The following is a 15,888-nucleotide window of genomic DNA, read 5'->3' as shown; positions in this document are numbered from 1 at the left end:
ACAACGCCCTGAAGATCGGTGAAACCTCGCTGGTGACCATTACCTTCAGCGAAGCGGTGAGCGGTTTCAGCAATGCCGACCTGACCATCGCTAACGGCACGCTGAGCGCGGTCAGCAGCAGCGACGGTGGTATCACCTGGACCGCCACCTTCACCCCGACGTCGAGCATCACTGACACCAGCAACGTCATCACCCTGGATAACAGCGGGGTGACCAACGCCTCGGGCAACGCCGGCAGCGGCACCACTGACTCCAACAACTATGCGATCGACACCGTCCGCCCGACCGCGACCATAGTGGTCGCCGACAGCGCCCTGGGCGTGGGCCAGACCAGTACCGTGACCATCACGTTCAGCGAGGCGGTGACCGGCTTTACCCTGGCCGACCTGACCGTTGCCAACGGTACGTTGAGTGGCTTGAGCACCAGCGACAACATCACCTACACGGCCACCCTCACCCCGACGGCCGGTATCACCGACAACAGCAACCTGATCACCCTGGACAACACCGGGGTGACGGATGGGGCGGGCAACACCGGCAGCGGCACCACCGACTCCAACAACTACGCCATCGACAGCCTGGGTCCGAATGCCACCATCGTTCTCTCCGACTCGACCCTCAAGGCCGGCGAAACCGCGGTGGTGACCATCACCTTCAGTGAAGCAGTGAGCGGTTTCGACAACAGCGACCTGACGATGGCCAATGGCACGCTGAGCGCGGTCAGCAGCAGCGACGGCGGTATCACCTGGACCGCCACCTTCACCCCGACGGCGGGCATCACCGACCTGAGCAACCTGATCACCCTGAACAACACCGGCATCACCGACGTGGCCGGCAACAGCGGTACCGGGACCACCAACTCAGCCAACTACAGCATCGAAACCGTGGTGCCGACCGCCACCATCGTGATCGCCGACACGGCCTTGAAGGCCGGCGAAACCTCGCTGGTGACCATCACCTTCAGTGAGGCGGTCAGTGGTTTCGACAACAGCGACCTGAGCATCGCCAACGGCACCTTGAGTGCGCTGAGCAGCAGCGACGGTGGTGTCACCTGGACCGCCACCTTCACCCCGGCAGTCGGTATCGCCGATACCAGCAACGTCATCACCCTGAACAACAGCGGCGTGATCAATGTCTCGGGGAATACGGGCAGCGGCACCACCGATTCGAACAACTACGTCATCGACACGGCTCGCCCAACCGCGACCATAGTGGTGGCCAATCCGATCCTGCCGATCGGCGAAACCAGCCTGGTGACCATCACCTTCAGCGAGGCGGTCAGCGGTTTCGACAACAGCGACCTGACGGTGAGCAACGGCACCCTGAGCGCGGTCAGCAGCAGCGACGGCGGCATCACCTGGACCGCGACCTTCACCCCGAACGTCAACGTCAGCGATGCCACCAACCTGATCACCCTCAACAACAGCGGGGTCAGTGACGCGGCGGGCAACGCCGGCAGCGGCAGCACCGACTCGAACAACTTCATCATCGACACCGGGCGGCCGACCGCCACCATCGTGCTGGCCGACGCGGCCCTGAAGGCGGGCGAAACCACCACGGTGACCATCACCTTCAGCGAAGCGATCAGCGGTTTCACCAACTCGGACCTGACGGTGGCCAACGGTACCCTGGGGGCCCTGAGCAGCAGCGATGGCGGGGTTACCTGGACCGCCACCTTTACCCCGGCCATCAACATCAGCGACAGCAGCAATCAGATCACCCTGAACAACGCCGGAGTGATAGACGCCGTCGGCAACACCGGCAGCGGCACCACCGACTCGGCCAACTACGTCATCGATACCGTGCGCCCCACCGCTACCGTGGTGGTCGCCAACCCGATGCTGGCGGCGGGCGACACGTCCCTGGTGACCATCACCTTCAGCAAGGCGGTCAGCGGTTTCGACAACAGCGACCTGACGGTGACTAACGGCACCTTGAGCGCGGTCAGCAGTAGCGATGGCGGCATTACCTGGACCGCGACCTTCACACCGAACACCAACGTCAGCGATACGAGCAACCTGATCACCCTCAACAACAGTGGGGTCAGCGACGCCTCGGGCAATACCGGGCTGGGCAGCACGGATTCGAACAATTACCTGATCGATACCCAGCGGCCGACCGCGACCATCGTGGTCGCCAACAGCAGCCTCGGCGTGGGCCAGACCAGCGGCGTGACCATCACCTTCAGCGAAGCGGTGAGCGGCTTCACCAACTCGGACCTGACGGTGGCCAACGGCACCCTGAGCGCCTTGAGCAGCAGCGACGGCGGCCGGACCTGGACCGTGACCCTGACGCCAACCGCCAATATCAGCGATACCAGCAACCTGGTCACCCTGAACAACAGCGGGGTGAGCGACGCATTCGGCAATACCGGTAGCGGCAGCACCGACTCCAACAACTACGCGATCAACACCGTGCCGGCGACCAACCCACCCACGGAGCTGCCGGTGGGCGATCCGGAATTCCGTTCGAGCGACCCGGTGGTTCCGCCGCTGCCGCCTTATGTGCCGCTGCAGCCCACGGTCATCACGCCACCGGTTGGCGACCTGGGCTCGCCATTGGCCTTCGCGCCACTGTTCGAGCAGCGGGTGCTGGGCGATGGCATCCGGCCGTTGGGGGACATTTTCATCAATCACGGGGCCCTGGCGCCGAGCTTCATTGCCCAGGTATTTGGCAGCAGCGATCCCGGTGGCGACGGTAATGGCCATGGTTTCCTCGGCTTCGGTGGCGGCGATGGTGGGGTGTTCAGCCAAAGCACGCTGTCGGTGCTGTTCGGCCAGGACTCCACTGAGGATGGCGGTTCGCTGAAGTCCTTCGGCGACAAGCCCAAGGCCGGCGATCTTTCCCAGGGCGGGCGCGGGGTGTTCGGGGCACCGTCGCTGACCCAGCAATTGCAAGTGATGCAAGACATGGAGCAACGGCCGATCCGCGATCTGGCCAAGGCATTCGAACAGGCCGGCATCAGCGCAATGCAGGCCTGAAACAAGACATAAATACGATGCGGCACCCAGGGGCGAGACAAGGATGAATAAAAGTCAGAAGTTGTTCGGGGTCAGCTTGTTGGCGCTGGCGGTCAGTGGTTGTGCCGTCAGCAGTAAACCGATTGAACGCAGTGCCAGCGAGCAGCGCGCCAGGAGCGACCTGCAGAGCATGTACAAGGATCAGGAGCCGCTGAGCGGCCCGCTGACCCTGCACCAGGCCATGGCCCGGGCAGTGAAATACAACCTCGAGGGCCGGTTGAAAATCATGGAAGAGGCCCTGGCCAAGCGCCAACTGGACCTCGCCAGTTTCGACATGTTGCCGCGCATGGCCCTCTCCGCCGGCTACGTGGGGCGCAACAACGTCAGCGCCTCCAGCAGCCAGAGCGTGGAAACCGGTACCCAGTCCCTGGAACCCTCGACCTCCCAGGATCGGGACCGCAGAGTGGCCGACCTGACCATGGTCTGGAACGTGCTGGACTTCGGCGTCAGCTACATCAACGCCAAGCAGCAAGGCGACCAGCGGCTGATCGTCCAGGAGCGCCGGCGCAAGGTGATCAACACGATTGTCCAGGACGTGCGCTCGGCCTATTGGCGGGCGGTGGCGGCCGAACGCCTGCTCAAGCAGATCGACAGCCTCGCAGGTCGGGTCGAGCAGGCCCGCGGCAACAGCCAGAGCATGAGCGAGCAGCGTATCGGCGACCCGGTGCAGGCCCTGGCCTACCAGCGTTCGCTGATCGAGGCCACCCGCCAGCTGGAGGAGCAGCGCCGGGCGTTATCCCTGGCCAAGACCGAGCTGTCGACCCTGATCAACCTGCCCATGGGCACCCAGCTGACCCTGGCGACCACCGACGATTACCCGGTGCCGGAACTCAAGGTCGATATGGCCCGCCTCGAACACGAGGCCCTGACCAGCCGCCCGGAACTGCGCGAGCAGGATTACCAGAGCCGTATCAGCGCCGCGGAGACCCGCAAGGCCATGCTGCGCCTGCTGCCGGGCCTGGAGTTCTCCGCCGGCGGGCACTACGACAGCAACTCGTTTCTGGTCAACGACAAGTGGGCCGATTACGGGGTGAAGGTCACCTGGAACCTGTTCAACGTGCTCTCCGCGCCAGCGGCCATCGACACCGCCAAGGCCGGTGAAGACGTCGCCGCGGCCCGTCGCCAGGCCATGTCCATCGCGGTGCTGGCCCAGGTCTATGTGGCCAACGCCAACTACCGCGACGCGTTGCGCCAGTTCAAGACCAGCCAGGAGCTGGCGGACATCGACGGGCAGATCGTCGGCCAGCTGCGCAACCGCTACCAGGCCAATGGCATTGGCGAGCTGGACCTGATCCAGGGCGAGCTGAACACCTTGCAGGCGGACCTGCGGCGCGACCTGGCCTATGCCGACCTGCGCAACGCCTATGGGCAGATCTTCGCCAGTGCCGGGCTCGACCCGTTGCCCAACGAGGTGCAGTCGACCCAGGTGCAGTCCATCGCCTCGGCGCTGGCCAGTCGCGAGGCCGACTGGGCAGCGGGCAACATCAGCACGCCGGTGGCCCATGCCCAAAGACAATAATCTGCAGGCGCCCCAGGCCAGCGTCAGCCGGGCCCAGCGCGAGGCGCGCAATGGTCATCGCGGGGTGGCGATCCTGCTGACTGGCCTGCCGGCGGCGGGCAAGTCGACCCTGGCCCAGGCGCTGCAGGCCGGGCTGTTCCAGCACGGCCGGCAGAGCCTGGTGCTGGACGGCGATGCCTTGCGCGGCGGCCTGAACCGCGACCTGGGGTTCGCCGAGGCCGACCGCCGGGAAAACATCCGCCGCGCCAGCGAGCTGGCGGCCTTGCTGGTGGACAACGGGCAGATCGTGATCCTGGCGATGATTGCCCCGCTGATCGAGCAGCGCGAGCTGTTCGCCCGGCGCCTGGGCGAGGACTATCTGGAGGTCTGGTGCAGCGCCTCGCTGGCGGTCTGTGAACAGCGCGACCCCAAGGGCCACTACGCCCGCGCCCGCAGCGGCGAGTTGCCGGGGTTCACCGGTATCTCGGCACCCTATGAGCCACCACGGGCCGCGCTGGAGCTGGACACCGGCACCCAGTCGATCGACGACTGCCAGCGGCAATTGCTCGGCTGGCTGGTCGAGCGCAAGGTGCTGCCTGCCTCATGAGCCGTCCGGCGTTCGCCCGGCTGCCGGTCAGCGTGGATCTGCCGCGGCTGTTGCGCGCCCTGGCGCGCATCGACGCGAGTGCCTGGCAGGGCCACTTCAACGGCGGCTATTACGAAGGCGACTGGAGCGGCGTGGCCTTGATCTCGGCGGTGGATGCGCCCTCCGAACTGGCGCCGGGCAAGGGCCGGCCGGTACAGCGCGAGCCCTGGCGGCAGGACCCGGACTGGCAACAGGCATTGCGCCACCTGCCCTTGCAGATCGTTTCGGCGCGCCTGCTGCGGCTGGGCCCGGGGGCGCGCATTCATGAACACCGCGACTACGACCTGGGCGGCCAGGACGCCGACCTGCGCTTGCATATCCCCTTGCTCAGCCCGCCGCGGGTGGACTTCCTGCTCGACGGGCGGCGCATGCCGATGCTGGCGGGGGAGTGCTGGTTTCTCGACCTGTCGCGCCCGCACCGTGTGGACAACCACGACAGCCAGGAACGCATTCACCTGGTGATCGATTGTCGCCCCGACTCCTGGCTGGAGCAGATGATTGCCGACGGTGCGCCGACCACGCCGACGCCTGGCCTGGGCCGCGCTGCCGTGGACTTCGCGCGGTTCTGTCGGTTGCTCGAAGAGGACCCCGCGCTGTGCCAGGCCTTGCAGGCGCTGAACGACAGCGAAGCCTTCATCGAGCGCACCCTGGCCCTGGCGGCGGAGCGCGGCCTGGCGTTCACCCGCGAAGACCTGCGTTCGGCCATGCGCCAGGGGCGGCGCCTGTGGAATGAACAATGGACGGCCTGAACCTGCACGGCTGGTTGCCGATCCGCATTTGGCAGCCGCGTGACGAGTGGCGGGTCGACTGGTGCTGGTTCGGCGACAGGCCGCTGTCGCAGCCGTTTTTCCGCGAGGCGGTCGAAGAGGCCCTGCGCCTGCCGTTCAATCAGGCGTTCCGGCGCCAGACGCCGTTGTCTGCCCTGACCGAATGGCGCCAACGTAGCCCGGGCCTGGCTCCCAGCGCCTTTATCTTCCACGCCTCGCGCTGCGGCTCGACCCTGGCCAGCCAGATGCTGGCTCATCTGGACGATCACATCGTGGTGTCCGAACCGCCGCCGCTGGATACCTTGCTGCGCAGCTCGCTGGCGCCACGGGAGAGGGCTGCCGCGCTGGTGGGCTTGCTGTCGGCCTATGGGCAGGTGCGCCGCGGCAGTGAGCAGCGGCTGGTGATCAAGCTCGATGCCTGGAACATCGGCGAGCTGCCGCTGCTGCGCCAGTGCTTCGTCGATACGCCGTGGTTGTTTCTGTATCGCGAGCCGCTGGAAATCGCCGTATCGCATCTGCGCCGCGCCGGCATGCACATGACGCCGGGCCTGATCGGGCCTAGCGCCTTGGACGACGGCGAGCCTTTCCAAGACCGGGAAAGCTGGATCGCCCGGCGTCTGGGGCGCTTGTTGCAACTGGGGCTGGAGCACTGCCGCGAACACCATGGCCTGGTGCTGAACTACAGCGAATTGCCCGCCGCCATGGACGGCCATCTGGGCGATTTTTTCGGCCTGAGCGCCGAGCAACGCCGGACGGCATTCGCCTGTGTCGGCCAGCATGCCAAGCAGCCGGCCCAGGCCTTTGTCGATGACCGCCAGGGCAAGCAGCAACAGGCTTCAGTGCGGCTGCGGGAGCAGCTGGAGCAGTGGGCGCAGGCGCCTTACGCAGCACTGGAGCAGTGGCGCAGCTGCGCGGTCCCGCAACCCCGGCTCAGTTCTTCGGCGACAACTCCGCCATGCCCTTGAGGAATTCGATGGGCAGCGGGAAAACGATGGTCGAGCTTTTATCGCCGGCAATCGCGCTCAGGGTCTGCATGTAACGCAGCTGCATGGCGCCGGGCTGGCGGCCGAGCATTTCGGCGGCCTGCATGAGTTTTTCCGAGGCCTGCAATTCGCCTTCGGCGTGGATCACCTTGGCCCGGCGTTCCCGTTCGGCTTCGGCCTGTTTGGCAATGGCGCGGATCATCGATTCGTTGAGGTCGACGTGCTTGATCTCGACGTTCGCCACCTTGATGCCCCAGGCGTCGGTCTGGGCGTCCAACACCTGCTGGATATCGGCGTTCAGGCGCTCGCGCTCGGCCAGCAACTCGTCCAGCTCATGCTTGCCCAGCACCGCGCGCAGGGTGGTCTGGGCCAGTTGGCTGGTGGCCATGAGGAAGTCCTCGACCTGGATGATCGCCTTCTGCGAGTCCAGCACACGGAAGTACAGCACGGCGTTGACCTTGACCGAGACGTTGTCGCGGGTGATCACATCCTGGGGCGGCACGTCGAGCACCACGGTGCGCAAGTCGACGCGGACCATCTGCTGGACGACCGGAATCAGCAGGACCAGCCCGGGCCCCTTGACCCGCCAGAAGCGCCCCAGCTGGAACACCACCCCGCGCTCGTATTCGCGCAGGATGCGAAACGTCGAGACCGCCAGCGCCAACAGCAGCGCCAGCAGCGCGCCAAAACCCAATTCCAGACCCATTTCATCCTCCTCGCGGCGCGGCCTCGGCCGTCGTCACTTCCAGAAGCAGCCCCTTGCGCGCCACCACCCGAACCCGTTGCCCGGTTTGCAGCGGTGTCGCGCTCAGGACCTGCCAGTGTTCGCCCTGCAACAGCACCCAGCCGTTGTAAGGGTTGCCCGTTTGCACCGCGGTGATCGCCGTTATGCTGCCCACCAGCCCAGCGTCGCCAGCCACCTGCTGGCGTTGTCGCGCACGCACCGCCATGCTCGCCAGCGTCGCCAGGAGCAGCGCACTGATTACCGCCAGGCTGACGATGAGCGGCAGGGGAATGCCGTAGCCCGGGACATCGGTGTCCATCAGGATCACCGCGCCGACCACAAAGGAGACGATGCCGCCGAAGCCGATGACGCCGAAGGTCGGTAGAAAAGCTTCGGCGACCATGAAGGCGATGCCCAGCAGGATCAGGGCCACGCCGGCGTAGTTCACCGGCAGCAGCTGCAAGGCATACAGACCGAGCAGCAGGCAGATGCCGCCGAGCACGCCGGGCACCGCAGTGCCCGGGTTGACGAACTCGAAGAACAGCCCGTAGATGCCGATCATCATCAGGATCAGCGCGACGCTGGGGTGGGTGATGACCGACAGCAGCTGCGTGCGCCAGTCCGGGTCGTGATGGATCACCGCCGCGCCCAGGGTATGCAGCTGCACCGCCTGGCCGGCGGCGATGAGGAACTTGCCGTCAAGTTGCCTGAGCAGGCCGTTCAGGTCATCCGCGACATAGTCGACCACCTTCAGCTTCAAGGCTTCCTGGGCCGGCAGGCTGACGGCCTCGCGCACGGCCTGTTCCGCCCATTCGGCGTTGCGCCCGCGTAATTGCGCCAGGCCGCGGATATAGGCCGCGGCGTCGTTGATCTGTTTCTGGCTGAGGGTGTCGGGTTCCGGTTCCGGGTTCTTGTCCGAGCGTGGCGCGGCGGGCGGGTTGCCGCCCGGGTCGGGCTGCCCCGGCATGCCGACCCGCACCGGGGTGGCGGCCCCGAGGTTGGTGCCCGGGGCCATGGCGGCGATATGGCTGGCATACAGGATGTAGGTGCCGGCGCTGGCGGCGCGGGCGCCACTGGGGGCGACGTAGCTGGCCACCGGCACCGGGCTGGCGAGGATCGCCTTGATGATCGAGCGCATCGAGGTGTCGAGACCGCCGGGGGTGTCGATGCCTAGCACCACCAGTTGGGCCTGTTCGTCGGCAGCCTTGTCCAGGCCGCGCACCACGTAGTCGGCGCTGGCGGGGCTGATCACATCGTTGACGGTGAGCACCACCACTGGCTTCACGGCCTGGGCGTGCCCGGTCGGCAGGCCGATCAGCACACCCAGCAGCAGCCCCTTCAGTGTCGCCCGCCACCCACGCTCGTTCATCCGACCCTCCTGGAGAGTCATGTGCCTCGGTTGCCAGCCGTTCGCTGGCTTTGTCCTTGAGTCTAGTAGAGCGTGGGATTGAGCAAATTTTGAACAACCTCATGCTCGCGTGCCGTTCGGAAGTTCGTCAGTGGGCGAGGGCGGCGCGGCCTAGACTTTGGGGAGGGAGTGACAGTCGTTAACCCATCGTCCTGCAAAGCCGTTCAGGACACCGAGGTGCATCATGCGTATGGCAAAAACCGTGCAACGCAGCCTGGAACAGGCGCATTGCGATTTTGACGTGGTGGCTCATCCACATTCGTCGAGCAGCCTGGAGACCGCCCGGGTCGCGGGAGTTCCCGCCGAACGCGTGGCCAAGTCGGTGATCCTCGACGACAGTCATGGCCACTACCTGATGGCCGTGCTGCCGGCCAGCCGCCACCTGGATCTGAGCAAGGTGCGCGGCAGCAACGAATGGCAGATCACCCGGGAAAGCACCCTGGCGCATCTGTTCAACGATTGCGAACGCGGCGCGGTACCGGCCCTGGGCGAATCCTATGGGCTGGACGTGGTGATCGATCCGATGCTGACCCGGCAGAAAGACATCTACCTGGAAGCCGGCAACCACAACAACCTGGTGCATCTGAGCATGGACGAGTACCTGAAAATGGTGCCTCATGCCGAGGTGTGCGAGGTCAGCTACTAGCGCCGTCGGTGCCTGTAGCGACCCTTTGCTGGTTGGCCCGCTCCTGCAGGCTGATTCTGCAGGAGCGCGGCTGCACGCGATCGACTGCGCGGCAGTCGTCCGACATTCCCGACCCATTCAGGAGCCCCCCATGGAATCCCCATCCCACAGCCTGCCTGCCCTGTTCAAACAACTCGGTCTGTCCGACGACCCCGTGGACATCGACCGTTTCATCGCCACCCATTCACCGCTCAAGCCGGAACTGCACCTGGCGGATGCCTTCTTCTGGACCCCCAGCCAGGCGGATTTCCTGCGCGACGAGATCCTCGACGACGCCGACTGGGCGGAAGTGGTGGATCAGCTGGATGTGTTGTTGAGGAAGGGGCGGGGGGGGTGAGGCAAGTGGATTGATGTCGTCATGTAAATAGACCAGAATTAAGACCAAATTAGAGGTCTTAATTATGCAAAGCGTATTGGCTGATAAAGCTGTCAGCGTGTCTGAACTGAAAAAAAATCCTTCGGCTGTCCTGAACGGCGCACAGGGTGGTGCGGTTGCGGTGCTCAATCACAACCGGGTCATGGGCTATATGGTCCCGGCCGACGTGTTTGAAGCCATGATGGAGCGTCTTGACGATCTTGAACTGGCGGAGATTGTCCGTGCCCGTCGTCACGAGACCCCGGTCCCGGTAAATCTGGATGACTTATAAGCTCCAGTTTCTGCCTTCGGCGCGCAAGGAATGGGACAAGCTCGGTCATACCCTGCGCGAGCAATTCAAGAAGAAGCTGGCCGAGCGCCTGGAAATGCCGCGGGTGCCCGCGGACGCCCTTCACGGTATGGCGGACTGCTACAAGATCAAGCTCAAGGCCTCTGGCTATCGCCTGGTTTACCAAGTGATCGAGGATCAGGTTGTGGTTTCGGTGGTGGCCGTGGGCAAACGTGAACGCAGTGCCGTGTATGAGCGGGCCCGAAAGCGCTGAGGCGTTTTCGGGTCAATGGTCGTTCAATTGTTTCAAAACTTGACTGAGATTATCCTCCCCATGCACCATTGATAGTTAGCAAACTAACTGTGTGCGAACTTTCCTTTGCCCGACTCTCTTGAATCACTCCAGATGAATATCAGCAGTGGCATGGTGGTCGCCGCCCGGCATTGGCGGCGGATCTGCCAGAGTACGCTGGTCAACTATGGAATCTCCGAAGCCTGCGCCGTGCCCCTGCTGATGATCGGGCGCCTGGGCGAGGGCGTGCGCCAGGTGACGGTGGCGCAGGCGGCGGGGATGGAAAGCCCGTCCCTGGTGCGTCTGCTGGACCAGCTGTGCAACGCCGGTTACGCCATACGCTCTGAAGATCCCCACGATCGCCGGGCCAAGTGCCTGAGCCTGACCGACACCGGCCGCGAACTGGTGCAGTCGGTGGAAGCCGAATTGGTGCGCCTGCGCCGCGAGGTGCTGGAAGGCATCACAGCAGCGGACCTGGAGGCCGCGTTGAAGGTGATCCGCGCCTTCGAGTCGGCTGCCCAGCTGCCGGTGGTGCCGTCTTGAGCGGATTCTTCACCGGCGTCCCTCCCGCGCGCGACTGGTTCTACGGCGTGCGCACCTTTGCCGCGTCGATGATCGCGCTGTACATCGCCATGCTCATGCAGATGCCGCGTCCGTACTGGGCGATGGCCACGGTGTACATCGTCTCCAGCCCGTTCGTCGGGCCCACCAGTTCCAAGGCGCTGTACCGCGCGATCGGCACCTTGCTCGGCGCTTCGGCGGCGGTGCTGTTCGTGCCGATGTTCGTGCAGAGCCCTTATCTGCTGGTGGTGATCATCGCCCTGTGGACCGGGATCCTGCTGTTTCTGTCGCTGCACCTGCGCACCGCCAACAGCTATGCGCTGATGCTGGCCGGCTACAGCCTGCCGCTGATCGCCCTGCCGGTGGTGGATAACCCGCTGGGGGTGTGGGACGTGGCGGAGGCGCGCACCGAGGAGATATTCCTCGGTATCGTCTGCGCGGCCGTGATCGGCAGCATGTTCTGGCCACGGCGGCTGGCGCCGGTGTTCGTCGATTCGGCGGGCAAATGGTTCGCCGATGCGTCCACCTACAGCCAGCGTTTTCTCAGCCGCGACGTGCGGCCCGAAGAAGTCAGTGCCTTGCGCGCATCCATGGTCGCCACCTTCAACAGCCTGGAGCTGATGATCGGCCAGTTGCCCCACGAAGGCGCGCGCCCGCAGACCGTGCGCAATACCAAGGAACTGCGTGGGCGCATGATCCACCTGCTGCCCGTGGTCGATGCCCTGGACGATGCCCTGTACGCCCTGGAGCGACGTACCCCGGAGCTGGTGGATAAGTTCGCGCCGCTGCTGGCCCAGGCCGGGCAATGGCTGGAAAGCACCGCCCAGGGCGCTTCGGTCGAGCGCTGGCAGGCTCTGCGTGGCCAGCTCGAAGCGCTGCAACCCGATGCCGAAGCCCTCGACGACCGGCGCCAGTTGCTGTTTTCCAACGCCCTGTACCGCCTCGGCGAGTGGATCGACCTGTGGCAGGACTGCCGCAGCCTGCAACACGCCATCCAGTGCGAAAGCCAGGACATCTGGCGCGCGGTCTATCGCCACTGGCGCCTGGGCCGTCTGACGCCGTTCCTCGACCGCGGGCTGATGCTGTATTCGGTGGCCTCCACTGTCCTGGCGATCATCGTCGCCTCGGTGCTGTGGATCCTCCTGGGCTGGACCGACGGCGGCAGCGCGGTGATCCTCGCGGCGGTGGCCTGCAGCTTCTTCGCCTCGATGGACGACCCGGCGCCGCAGATCTACCGGTTCTTCTTCTGGACCGCGATGTCGGTGCTGTTCGCCAGCCTCTACCTGTTCCTGATCCTGCCCAACCTGCACGATTTCCCGATGCTGGTATTGGCCTTCGCCGTGCCGTTCATCTGCGTCGGCACCCTGACGGTACAGCCGCGTTTTTACCTGGGCATGCTGCTGACCATCGTCAACACCTCGTCCTTCATCAGCATCCAGGGCGCCTACGACGCCGACTTCATGAGCTTCGCCAATTCCAACCTGGCCGGGCCCATGGGCCTGCTGTTCGCCTTTGTCTGGACCCTGGTCGCGCGGCCGTTCGGTTCGGAGCTGGCGGCCAAGCGCCTGACCCGTTTCAGCTGGCAGGACATCGTCGGCATGACCGAACCGGCCAACCTGGCCGAACACCGCCATCTGGGCGTGCAGATGCTCGACCGCCTGATGCAGCACCTGCCGCGGCTGGCCATGACCGGCCAGGACACCGGCGCGGCCCTGCGCGAAGTGCGCGTCGGTTTGAACCTGCTGGACCTGCTGGCCTACGCCCCGCGGGCCCAAGGCAACGCGCAGGCGCTGTTGCGCCAGGTGGTGGCCGAGGTCGGCGCCTACTTCAAGGCCTGCCTCAAGGCCGGCGAACGCCTGCCGGCGCCGAGCGGCCTGCTGATGACCCTGGACCGCGCCCGCCGCACCCTGGATGCCCGCAGCCAGGACGACCGCGAAACCCGTTTGCACCTGCTGCACGCCCTCAGTGGCCTGCGCCTGGCCTTGCTGCCCGGCGTGGAGTTCGTCGGCGGTGGCGAGCTTGAAGAACCGCTGCCCCATGGCATCGATGGAGCGCCTTTATGATCGGTGACCTGGATATCAGCGGGGTGTTTTTGCCCACGCTGCTGGTGCTGATGGGCCTTACCTATGGCTTGTACCTGGTGGTCCACGGGCTGCTGACGCGCCTGCATTTTTATCGCCTGGTCTGGCACCGGGCTTTGTTCAACGTTGGTCTGTACGCTTTGCTGCTCGGCGCCGTGGACTCACTCAGTCGATACCTGATGACATGAAAAAACCTTTATTGACCATCGGCCGTGTGGTCCTGACCTTGCTGGTGGTGAGCTTCGCGGTCGTGGTGGTCTGGCGCATGGTGATGTACTACATGTTCGCGCCCTGGACCCGGGACGGGCATATCCGTGCCGACATCGTGCAGATCGCTCCGGACGTCTCCGGGCTGATCCAGCAGGTGCAGGTGCGGGACAACCAGCTGGTCAAGCGCGGCCAGGTGCTGTTCAGCATCGACCAGGACCGTTTCAGCCTGGCCCTGCGCCAGGCCAAGGCGTCCCTGGCCGACCGCCAGGAAACCCTGGCCCAGGCCCAGCGCGAGGCCAGGCGCAACCTCGGCCTGGGCAACCTGGTGCCGCGCGAGCAACTGGAGGAAAGCCAGTCCCGCGTGGCCCGTGCCCAGTCGGCCCTGGCCGAAGCCCAGGTGGCGGTGGACAGCGCCCAGCTGAACCTCGACCGTTCGGTGATCCGCAGCCCGGTGGATGGCTACGTCAACGACCGCGCGCCGCGCACCCAGGAATTCGTCACCGCCGGTCGCCCGGTGTTGTCGGTGGTGGACAGCAACTCCTTCCACATCGACGGCTACTTCGAGGAAACCAAGCTCGACGGCATTCATATCGGCCAGAGCGTCGATATCCGGGTGATCGGCGATCGCGCGCGGCTGCGCGGGCATGTCGAAAGCATCGTCGCCGGCATCGAGGACCGCGACCGCAGCAGCGGCTCCAACCTGCTGCCCAACGTCAACCCGGCCTTCAGCTGGGTGCGCCTGGCCCAGCGGATTCCGGTGCGCATTGCCTTCGACGAGGTGCCGGAAGACTTCCGCATGATCGCCGGACGCACCGCCACCGTGTCGATCATCGACGATCAGGCGCCAACCCGGTCGGAGCCGGCGCAATGAACAGCGCCCTGCGTTTGGCCACGGCCGGGCTCGGTTTGTTGCTGTCGGCCTGCCAGATGGTCGGCCCGGACTACCGGCTGCCGGCCGACGCGGCGGTGCATCGCAGCGATTTGCAGGGCGAGTTGGCCGGTTCGAGCGACAGCGTGGTCTCGGCGCCGGTCCCGGCAGACTGGTGGCGCTTGTACCAGGACCCGCGCCTGGACCAGTTGGTGCAGCAGGCCATGGCCTCCAACACCGACCTGCGGGTCGCGGCGGCCAACCTGGCGCGGGCCCGCGCCCAGGTCGACGAGGCCCAGGCGGCCGGCGGCTGGAGTGGTGGGGCCAAGGCCGGGGTCGAGCGTTTGCAGGAGTCCGGCGAGGCCTTCCTGCTGCCGGAAAAAGTGCCGGTGGCCAACGTCGGCAACCTGTCCGTCAGCACCTCTTATCAGTTCGACCTGTTCGGTACCCTGCAGCGCGGCATCGAGGCGGCCAAGGCCAACGCCGACGCGACCCAGGCGGCGGCCGATACCGCGCGCATCACCCTGGTGGCGGATGTGGTGCGGGCCTACACGCAGGTCTGCGCGGCCAACGAAGAGCGCGAGATCGCCGAGCATTCCCTGGACCTGCAAGCCCAGAGCACCGAACTCACCCAGCGCCTGCGCGACGCCGGGCGCGGCGACGAAACCCAGGTCACCCGCTCCCAGACCCAGTTCAAATCCCTGCGCGCCGAGCTGCCGCGCTATGAGGCGGCGCGCCAGTCGGCGCTGTTCCGCCTGTCGATGCTGCTGGCCAAACCGGTGGAGCGACTGCCCGCCGGCACCGGCAGTTGCGCCGAGTTGCCGCACATTGCGCAATTGTTGCCGGTGGGTGACGGCGCGGCGCTGCTCAAGCGCCGTCCGGATGTCCGCCAGGCCGAGCGCCGGCTGGCCGCCGCCACCGCGGAAATCGGCGTGGCCACCGGCGCCCTGTACCCGGACATCAGCATCGGCGCGACCGTTGGCACCGTGGGCATCGTCGACAACCTCGGCAAGCCCTCCACCAACCGCTGGGGCTTTGGCCCGCTGATCAGCTGGACGGTGCCGGCCAACGGCGCCCGCGAACGCATTCATCAGGCCGAAGCCGCCAGCCAGGGCGCCCTGGCGCATTTCGACGGGGTGGTGCTCAACGCCATCCGCGAAACCCAGACCGGCCTGGCCCAATACAGCGCCCAGTTGCAACGTCGCGACGCCCTGGCCGATGCCGAGCAGTCGGCGCGGCAGGCCGCCGACCAGACCCACCGCTTCTTCCAGGCCGGCCGCGAGTCGTTCCTCGCCGACCTGCAGGCGACCCGCACTTACACCGACGTACGGGCCCAGCTGGCGGCGGCCAACACCCAGGTGGCGATGAGTCAGATCGACCTGTTCCTGGCCCTGGGCGGTGGCTGGGAAAGCGGACGAACGCAAGCCTCGAACCCCGGCAAACCCTGAGGCCGTTGCTATGCTTTGATCAGTTGGGTGAGCACCTTGCGTCCAGTGCTCGG

The 15,888-nt window shown here is 65.8% G+C and carries 16 protein-coding genes; 14 read left to right on the top strand and 2 right to left on the bottom strand.

The annotated features are described in order from the left end of the window. The 5 genes from J4D28_RS24715 to J4D28_RS24695 form a co-directional block, all read left to right on the top strand. The coding region (locus J4D28_RS24715; RefSeq protein ID WP_258537380.1) for an Ig-like domain-containing protein at positions 1–2,981 on the top strand (2,981 nt) is incomplete at its 5' end. Positions 2,982–3,024: 43 nt separating this feature from the next. After that, positions 3,025–4,539, top strand: a complete 1,515-nt coding sequence (locus J4D28_RS24710) for a TolC family protein (protein ID WP_009046348.1) — start codon at positions 3,025–3,027, stop codon at positions 4,537–4,539. Then, on the top strand, positions 4,523–5,125 hold the full coding sequence (cysC, locus tag J4D28_RS24705) for an adenylyl-sulfate kinase (protein WP_016705001.1): 603 nt from the start codon (positions 4,523–4,525) through the stop codon (positions 5,123–5,125). Before J4D28_RS24710 ends, cysC begins: the two co-directional genes overlap by 17 nt. After that, positions 5,122–5,913 carry an aspartyl/asparaginyl beta-hydroxylase domain-containing protein gene (locus J4D28_RS24700; protein ID WP_038630328.1) on the top strand — a complete coding sequence of 264 codons (792 nt, stop codon included), beginning with the start codon at positions 5,122–5,124 and terminating at the stop codon, positions 5,911–5,913. Before cysC ends, J4D28_RS24700 begins: the two co-directional genes overlap by 4 nt. Next, the gene (locus J4D28_RS24695) at positions 5,901–6,896 is read left to right on the top strand and encodes an aspartyl beta-hydroxylase (protein WP_041985268.1); all 996 of its coding nucleotides are present in this window, start codon (positions 5,901–5,903) and stop codon (positions 6,894–6,896) included. Before J4D28_RS24700 ends, J4D28_RS24695 begins: the two co-directional genes overlap by 13 nt. On the opposite strand, the gene J4D28_RS24690 is transcribed toward J4D28_RS24695, so the two are convergent. Beyond that, positions 6,862–7,620 carry a slipin family protein gene (locus tag J4D28_RS24690; protein WP_009046352.1) on the bottom strand — a complete coding sequence of 253 codons (759 nt, stop codon included), beginning with the start codon at positions 7,618–7,620 and terminating at the stop codon, positions 6,862–6,864. The two genes, J4D28_RS24695 and J4D28_RS24690, sit on opposite strands and share 35 nt — an antisense overlap. A 1-nt stretch (position 7,621) precedes the next feature. Continuing rightward, positions 7,622–9,007, bottom strand: a complete 1,386-nt coding sequence (locus J4D28_RS24685) for a nodulation protein NfeD (RefSeq protein WP_009046353.1) — start codon at positions 9,005–9,007, stop codon at positions 7,622–7,624. Positions 9,008–9,230: 223 nt separating this feature from the next. On the opposite strand from J4D28_RS24685, the gene J4D28_RS24680 reads away from it, so the two are divergent. The 9 genes from J4D28_RS24680 (at position 9,231) to J4D28_RS24640 (ending at position 15,835) form a co-directional block, all read left to right on the top strand. Next, entirely contained in the window at positions 9,231–9,692 is a 462-nt protein-coding gene (locus J4D28_RS24680; RefSeq protein WP_016705004.1) for an aminoacyl-tRNA deacylase, read from the top strand. Between the two features lie 130 nt (positions 9,693–9,822). Then, positions 9,823–10,068, top strand: a complete 246-nt coding sequence (locus J4D28_RS24675; protein WP_009046355.1) for a DUF2789 domain-containing protein — start codon at positions 9,823–9,825, stop codon at positions 10,066–10,068. A 64-nt stretch (positions 10,069–10,132) separates the two neighbouring features. Continuing rightward, positions 10,133–10,378: a type II toxin-antitoxin system Phd/YefM family antitoxin gene (locus J4D28_RS24670; protein WP_009046356.1), complete on the top strand. Its 246-nt coding sequence runs from the start codon at positions 10,133–10,135 to the stop codon at positions 10,376–10,378. Continuing rightward, positions 10,368–10,649 carry a type II toxin-antitoxin system RelE/ParE family toxin gene (locus J4D28_RS24665; protein ID WP_009041601.1) on the top strand — a complete coding sequence of 94 codons (282 nt, stop codon included), beginning with the start codon at positions 10,368–10,370 and terminating at the stop codon, positions 10,647–10,649. Before J4D28_RS24670 ends, J4D28_RS24665 begins: the two co-directional genes overlap by 11 nt. Before the next feature lie 132 nt (positions 10,650–10,781). Then, positions 10,782–11,210 carry a MarR family winged helix-turn-helix transcriptional regulator gene (locus J4D28_RS24660; RefSeq protein WP_028681511.1) on the top strand — a complete coding sequence of 143 codons (429 nt, stop codon included), beginning with the start codon at positions 10,782–10,784 and terminating at the stop codon, positions 11,208–11,210. Continuing rightward, a complete protein-coding gene (locus J4D28_RS24655) occupies positions 11,207–13,291 on the top strand; it encodes an FUSC family protein (protein WP_016705005.1) in 2,085 nt (694 codons plus the stop codon). The genes J4D28_RS24660 and J4D28_RS24655 overlap by 4 nt, the downstream gene beginning before the upstream one ends. Next, positions 13,288–13,497, top strand: coding sequence for a DUF1656 domain-containing protein (locus J4D28_RS24650; RefSeq protein WP_007932080.1), 210 nt, complete (start codon positions 13,288–13,290; stop codon positions 13,495–13,497). Before J4D28_RS24655 ends, J4D28_RS24650 begins: the two co-directional genes overlap by 4 nt. Then, positions 13,494–14,390, top strand: a complete 897-nt coding sequence (locus J4D28_RS24645) for an HlyD family secretion protein (RefSeq protein WP_038630331.1) — start codon at positions 13,494–13,496, stop codon at positions 14,388–14,390. The genes J4D28_RS24650 and J4D28_RS24645 overlap by 4 nt, the downstream gene beginning before the upstream one ends. Continuing rightward, entirely contained in the window at positions 14,387–15,835 is a 1,449-nt protein-coding gene (locus tag J4D28_RS24640; RefSeq protein WP_103331584.1) for an efflux transporter outer membrane subunit, read from the top strand. Before J4D28_RS24645 ends, J4D28_RS24640 begins: the two co-directional genes overlap by 4 nt. Positions 15,836–15,888: the final 53 nt, after the last annotated feature.

Origin of the sequence: Pseudomonas sp. GW531-T4, from assembly GCF_017349615.1 — a bacterium.
Taxonomy (GTDB): domain Bacteria; phylum Pseudomonadota; class Gammaproteobacteria; order Pseudomonadales; family Pseudomonadaceae; genus Aquipseudomonas; species Aquipseudomonas chlororaphis_I.
Note: the sequence above shows the minus strand (reverse complement) of the source record. Positions and strands in the feature narration are given on the sequence as shown.

Bases quoted from the DNA above. Each gene is read 5' to 3' on its own strand.
- J4D28_RS24710 (WP_009046348.1), top strand. From the start codon at position 3,025: ATGAATAAAAGTCAGAAGTTGTTCGGGGTCAGCTTGTTGGCGCTGGCG.
- cysC (WP_016705001.1), top strand. From the start codon at position 4,523: ATGCCCAAAGACAATAATCTGCAGGCGCCCCAGGCCAGCGTCAGCCGG.
- J4D28_RS24700 (WP_038630328.1), top strand. From the start codon at position 5,122: ATGAGCCGTCCGGCGTTCGCCCGGCTGCCGGTCAGCGTGGATCTGCCG.
- J4D28_RS24695 (WP_041985268.1), top strand. From the start codon at position 5,901: ATGGACGGCCTGAACCTGCACGGCTGGTTGCCGATCCGCATTTGGCAG.
- J4D28_RS24690 (WP_009046352.1), bottom strand. From the start codon at position 7,620: ATGGGTCTGGAATTGGGTTTTGGCGCGCTGCTGGCGCTGCTGTTGGCG.
- J4D28_RS24685 (WP_009046353.1), bottom strand. From the start codon at position 9,007: ATGAACGAGCGTGGGTGGCGGGCGACACTGAAGGGGCTGCTGCTGGGT.
- J4D28_RS24680 (WP_016705004.1), top strand. From the start codon at position 9,231: ATGCGTATGGCAAAAACCGTGCAACGCAGCCTGGAACAGGCGCATTGC.
- J4D28_RS24675 (WP_009046355.1), top strand. From the start codon at position 9,823: ATGGAATCCCCATCCCACAGCCTGCCTGCCCTGTTCAAACAACTCGGT.
- J4D28_RS24670 (WP_009046356.1), top strand. From the start codon at position 10,133: ATGCAAAGCGTATTGGCTGATAAAGCTGTCAGCGTGTCTGAACTGAAA.
- J4D28_RS24665 (WP_009041601.1), top strand. From the start codon at position 10,368: ATGACTTATAAGCTCCAGTTTCTGCCTTCGGCGCGCAAGGAATGGGAC.
- J4D28_RS24660 (WP_028681511.1), top strand. From the start codon at position 10,782: ATGAATATCAGCAGTGGCATGGTGGTCGCCGCCCGGCATTGGCGGCGG.
- J4D28_RS24650 (WP_007932080.1), top strand. From the start codon at position 13,288: ATGATCGGTGACCTGGATATCAGCGGGGTGTTTTTGCCCACGCTGCTG.
- J4D28_RS24645 (WP_038630331.1), top strand. From the start codon at position 13,494: ATGAAAAAACCTTTATTGACCATCGGCCGTGTGGTCCTGACCTTGCTG.
- J4D28_RS24640 (WP_103331584.1), top strand. From the start codon at position 14,387: ATGAACAGCGCCCTGCGTTTGGCCACGGCCGGGCTCGGTTTGTTGCTG.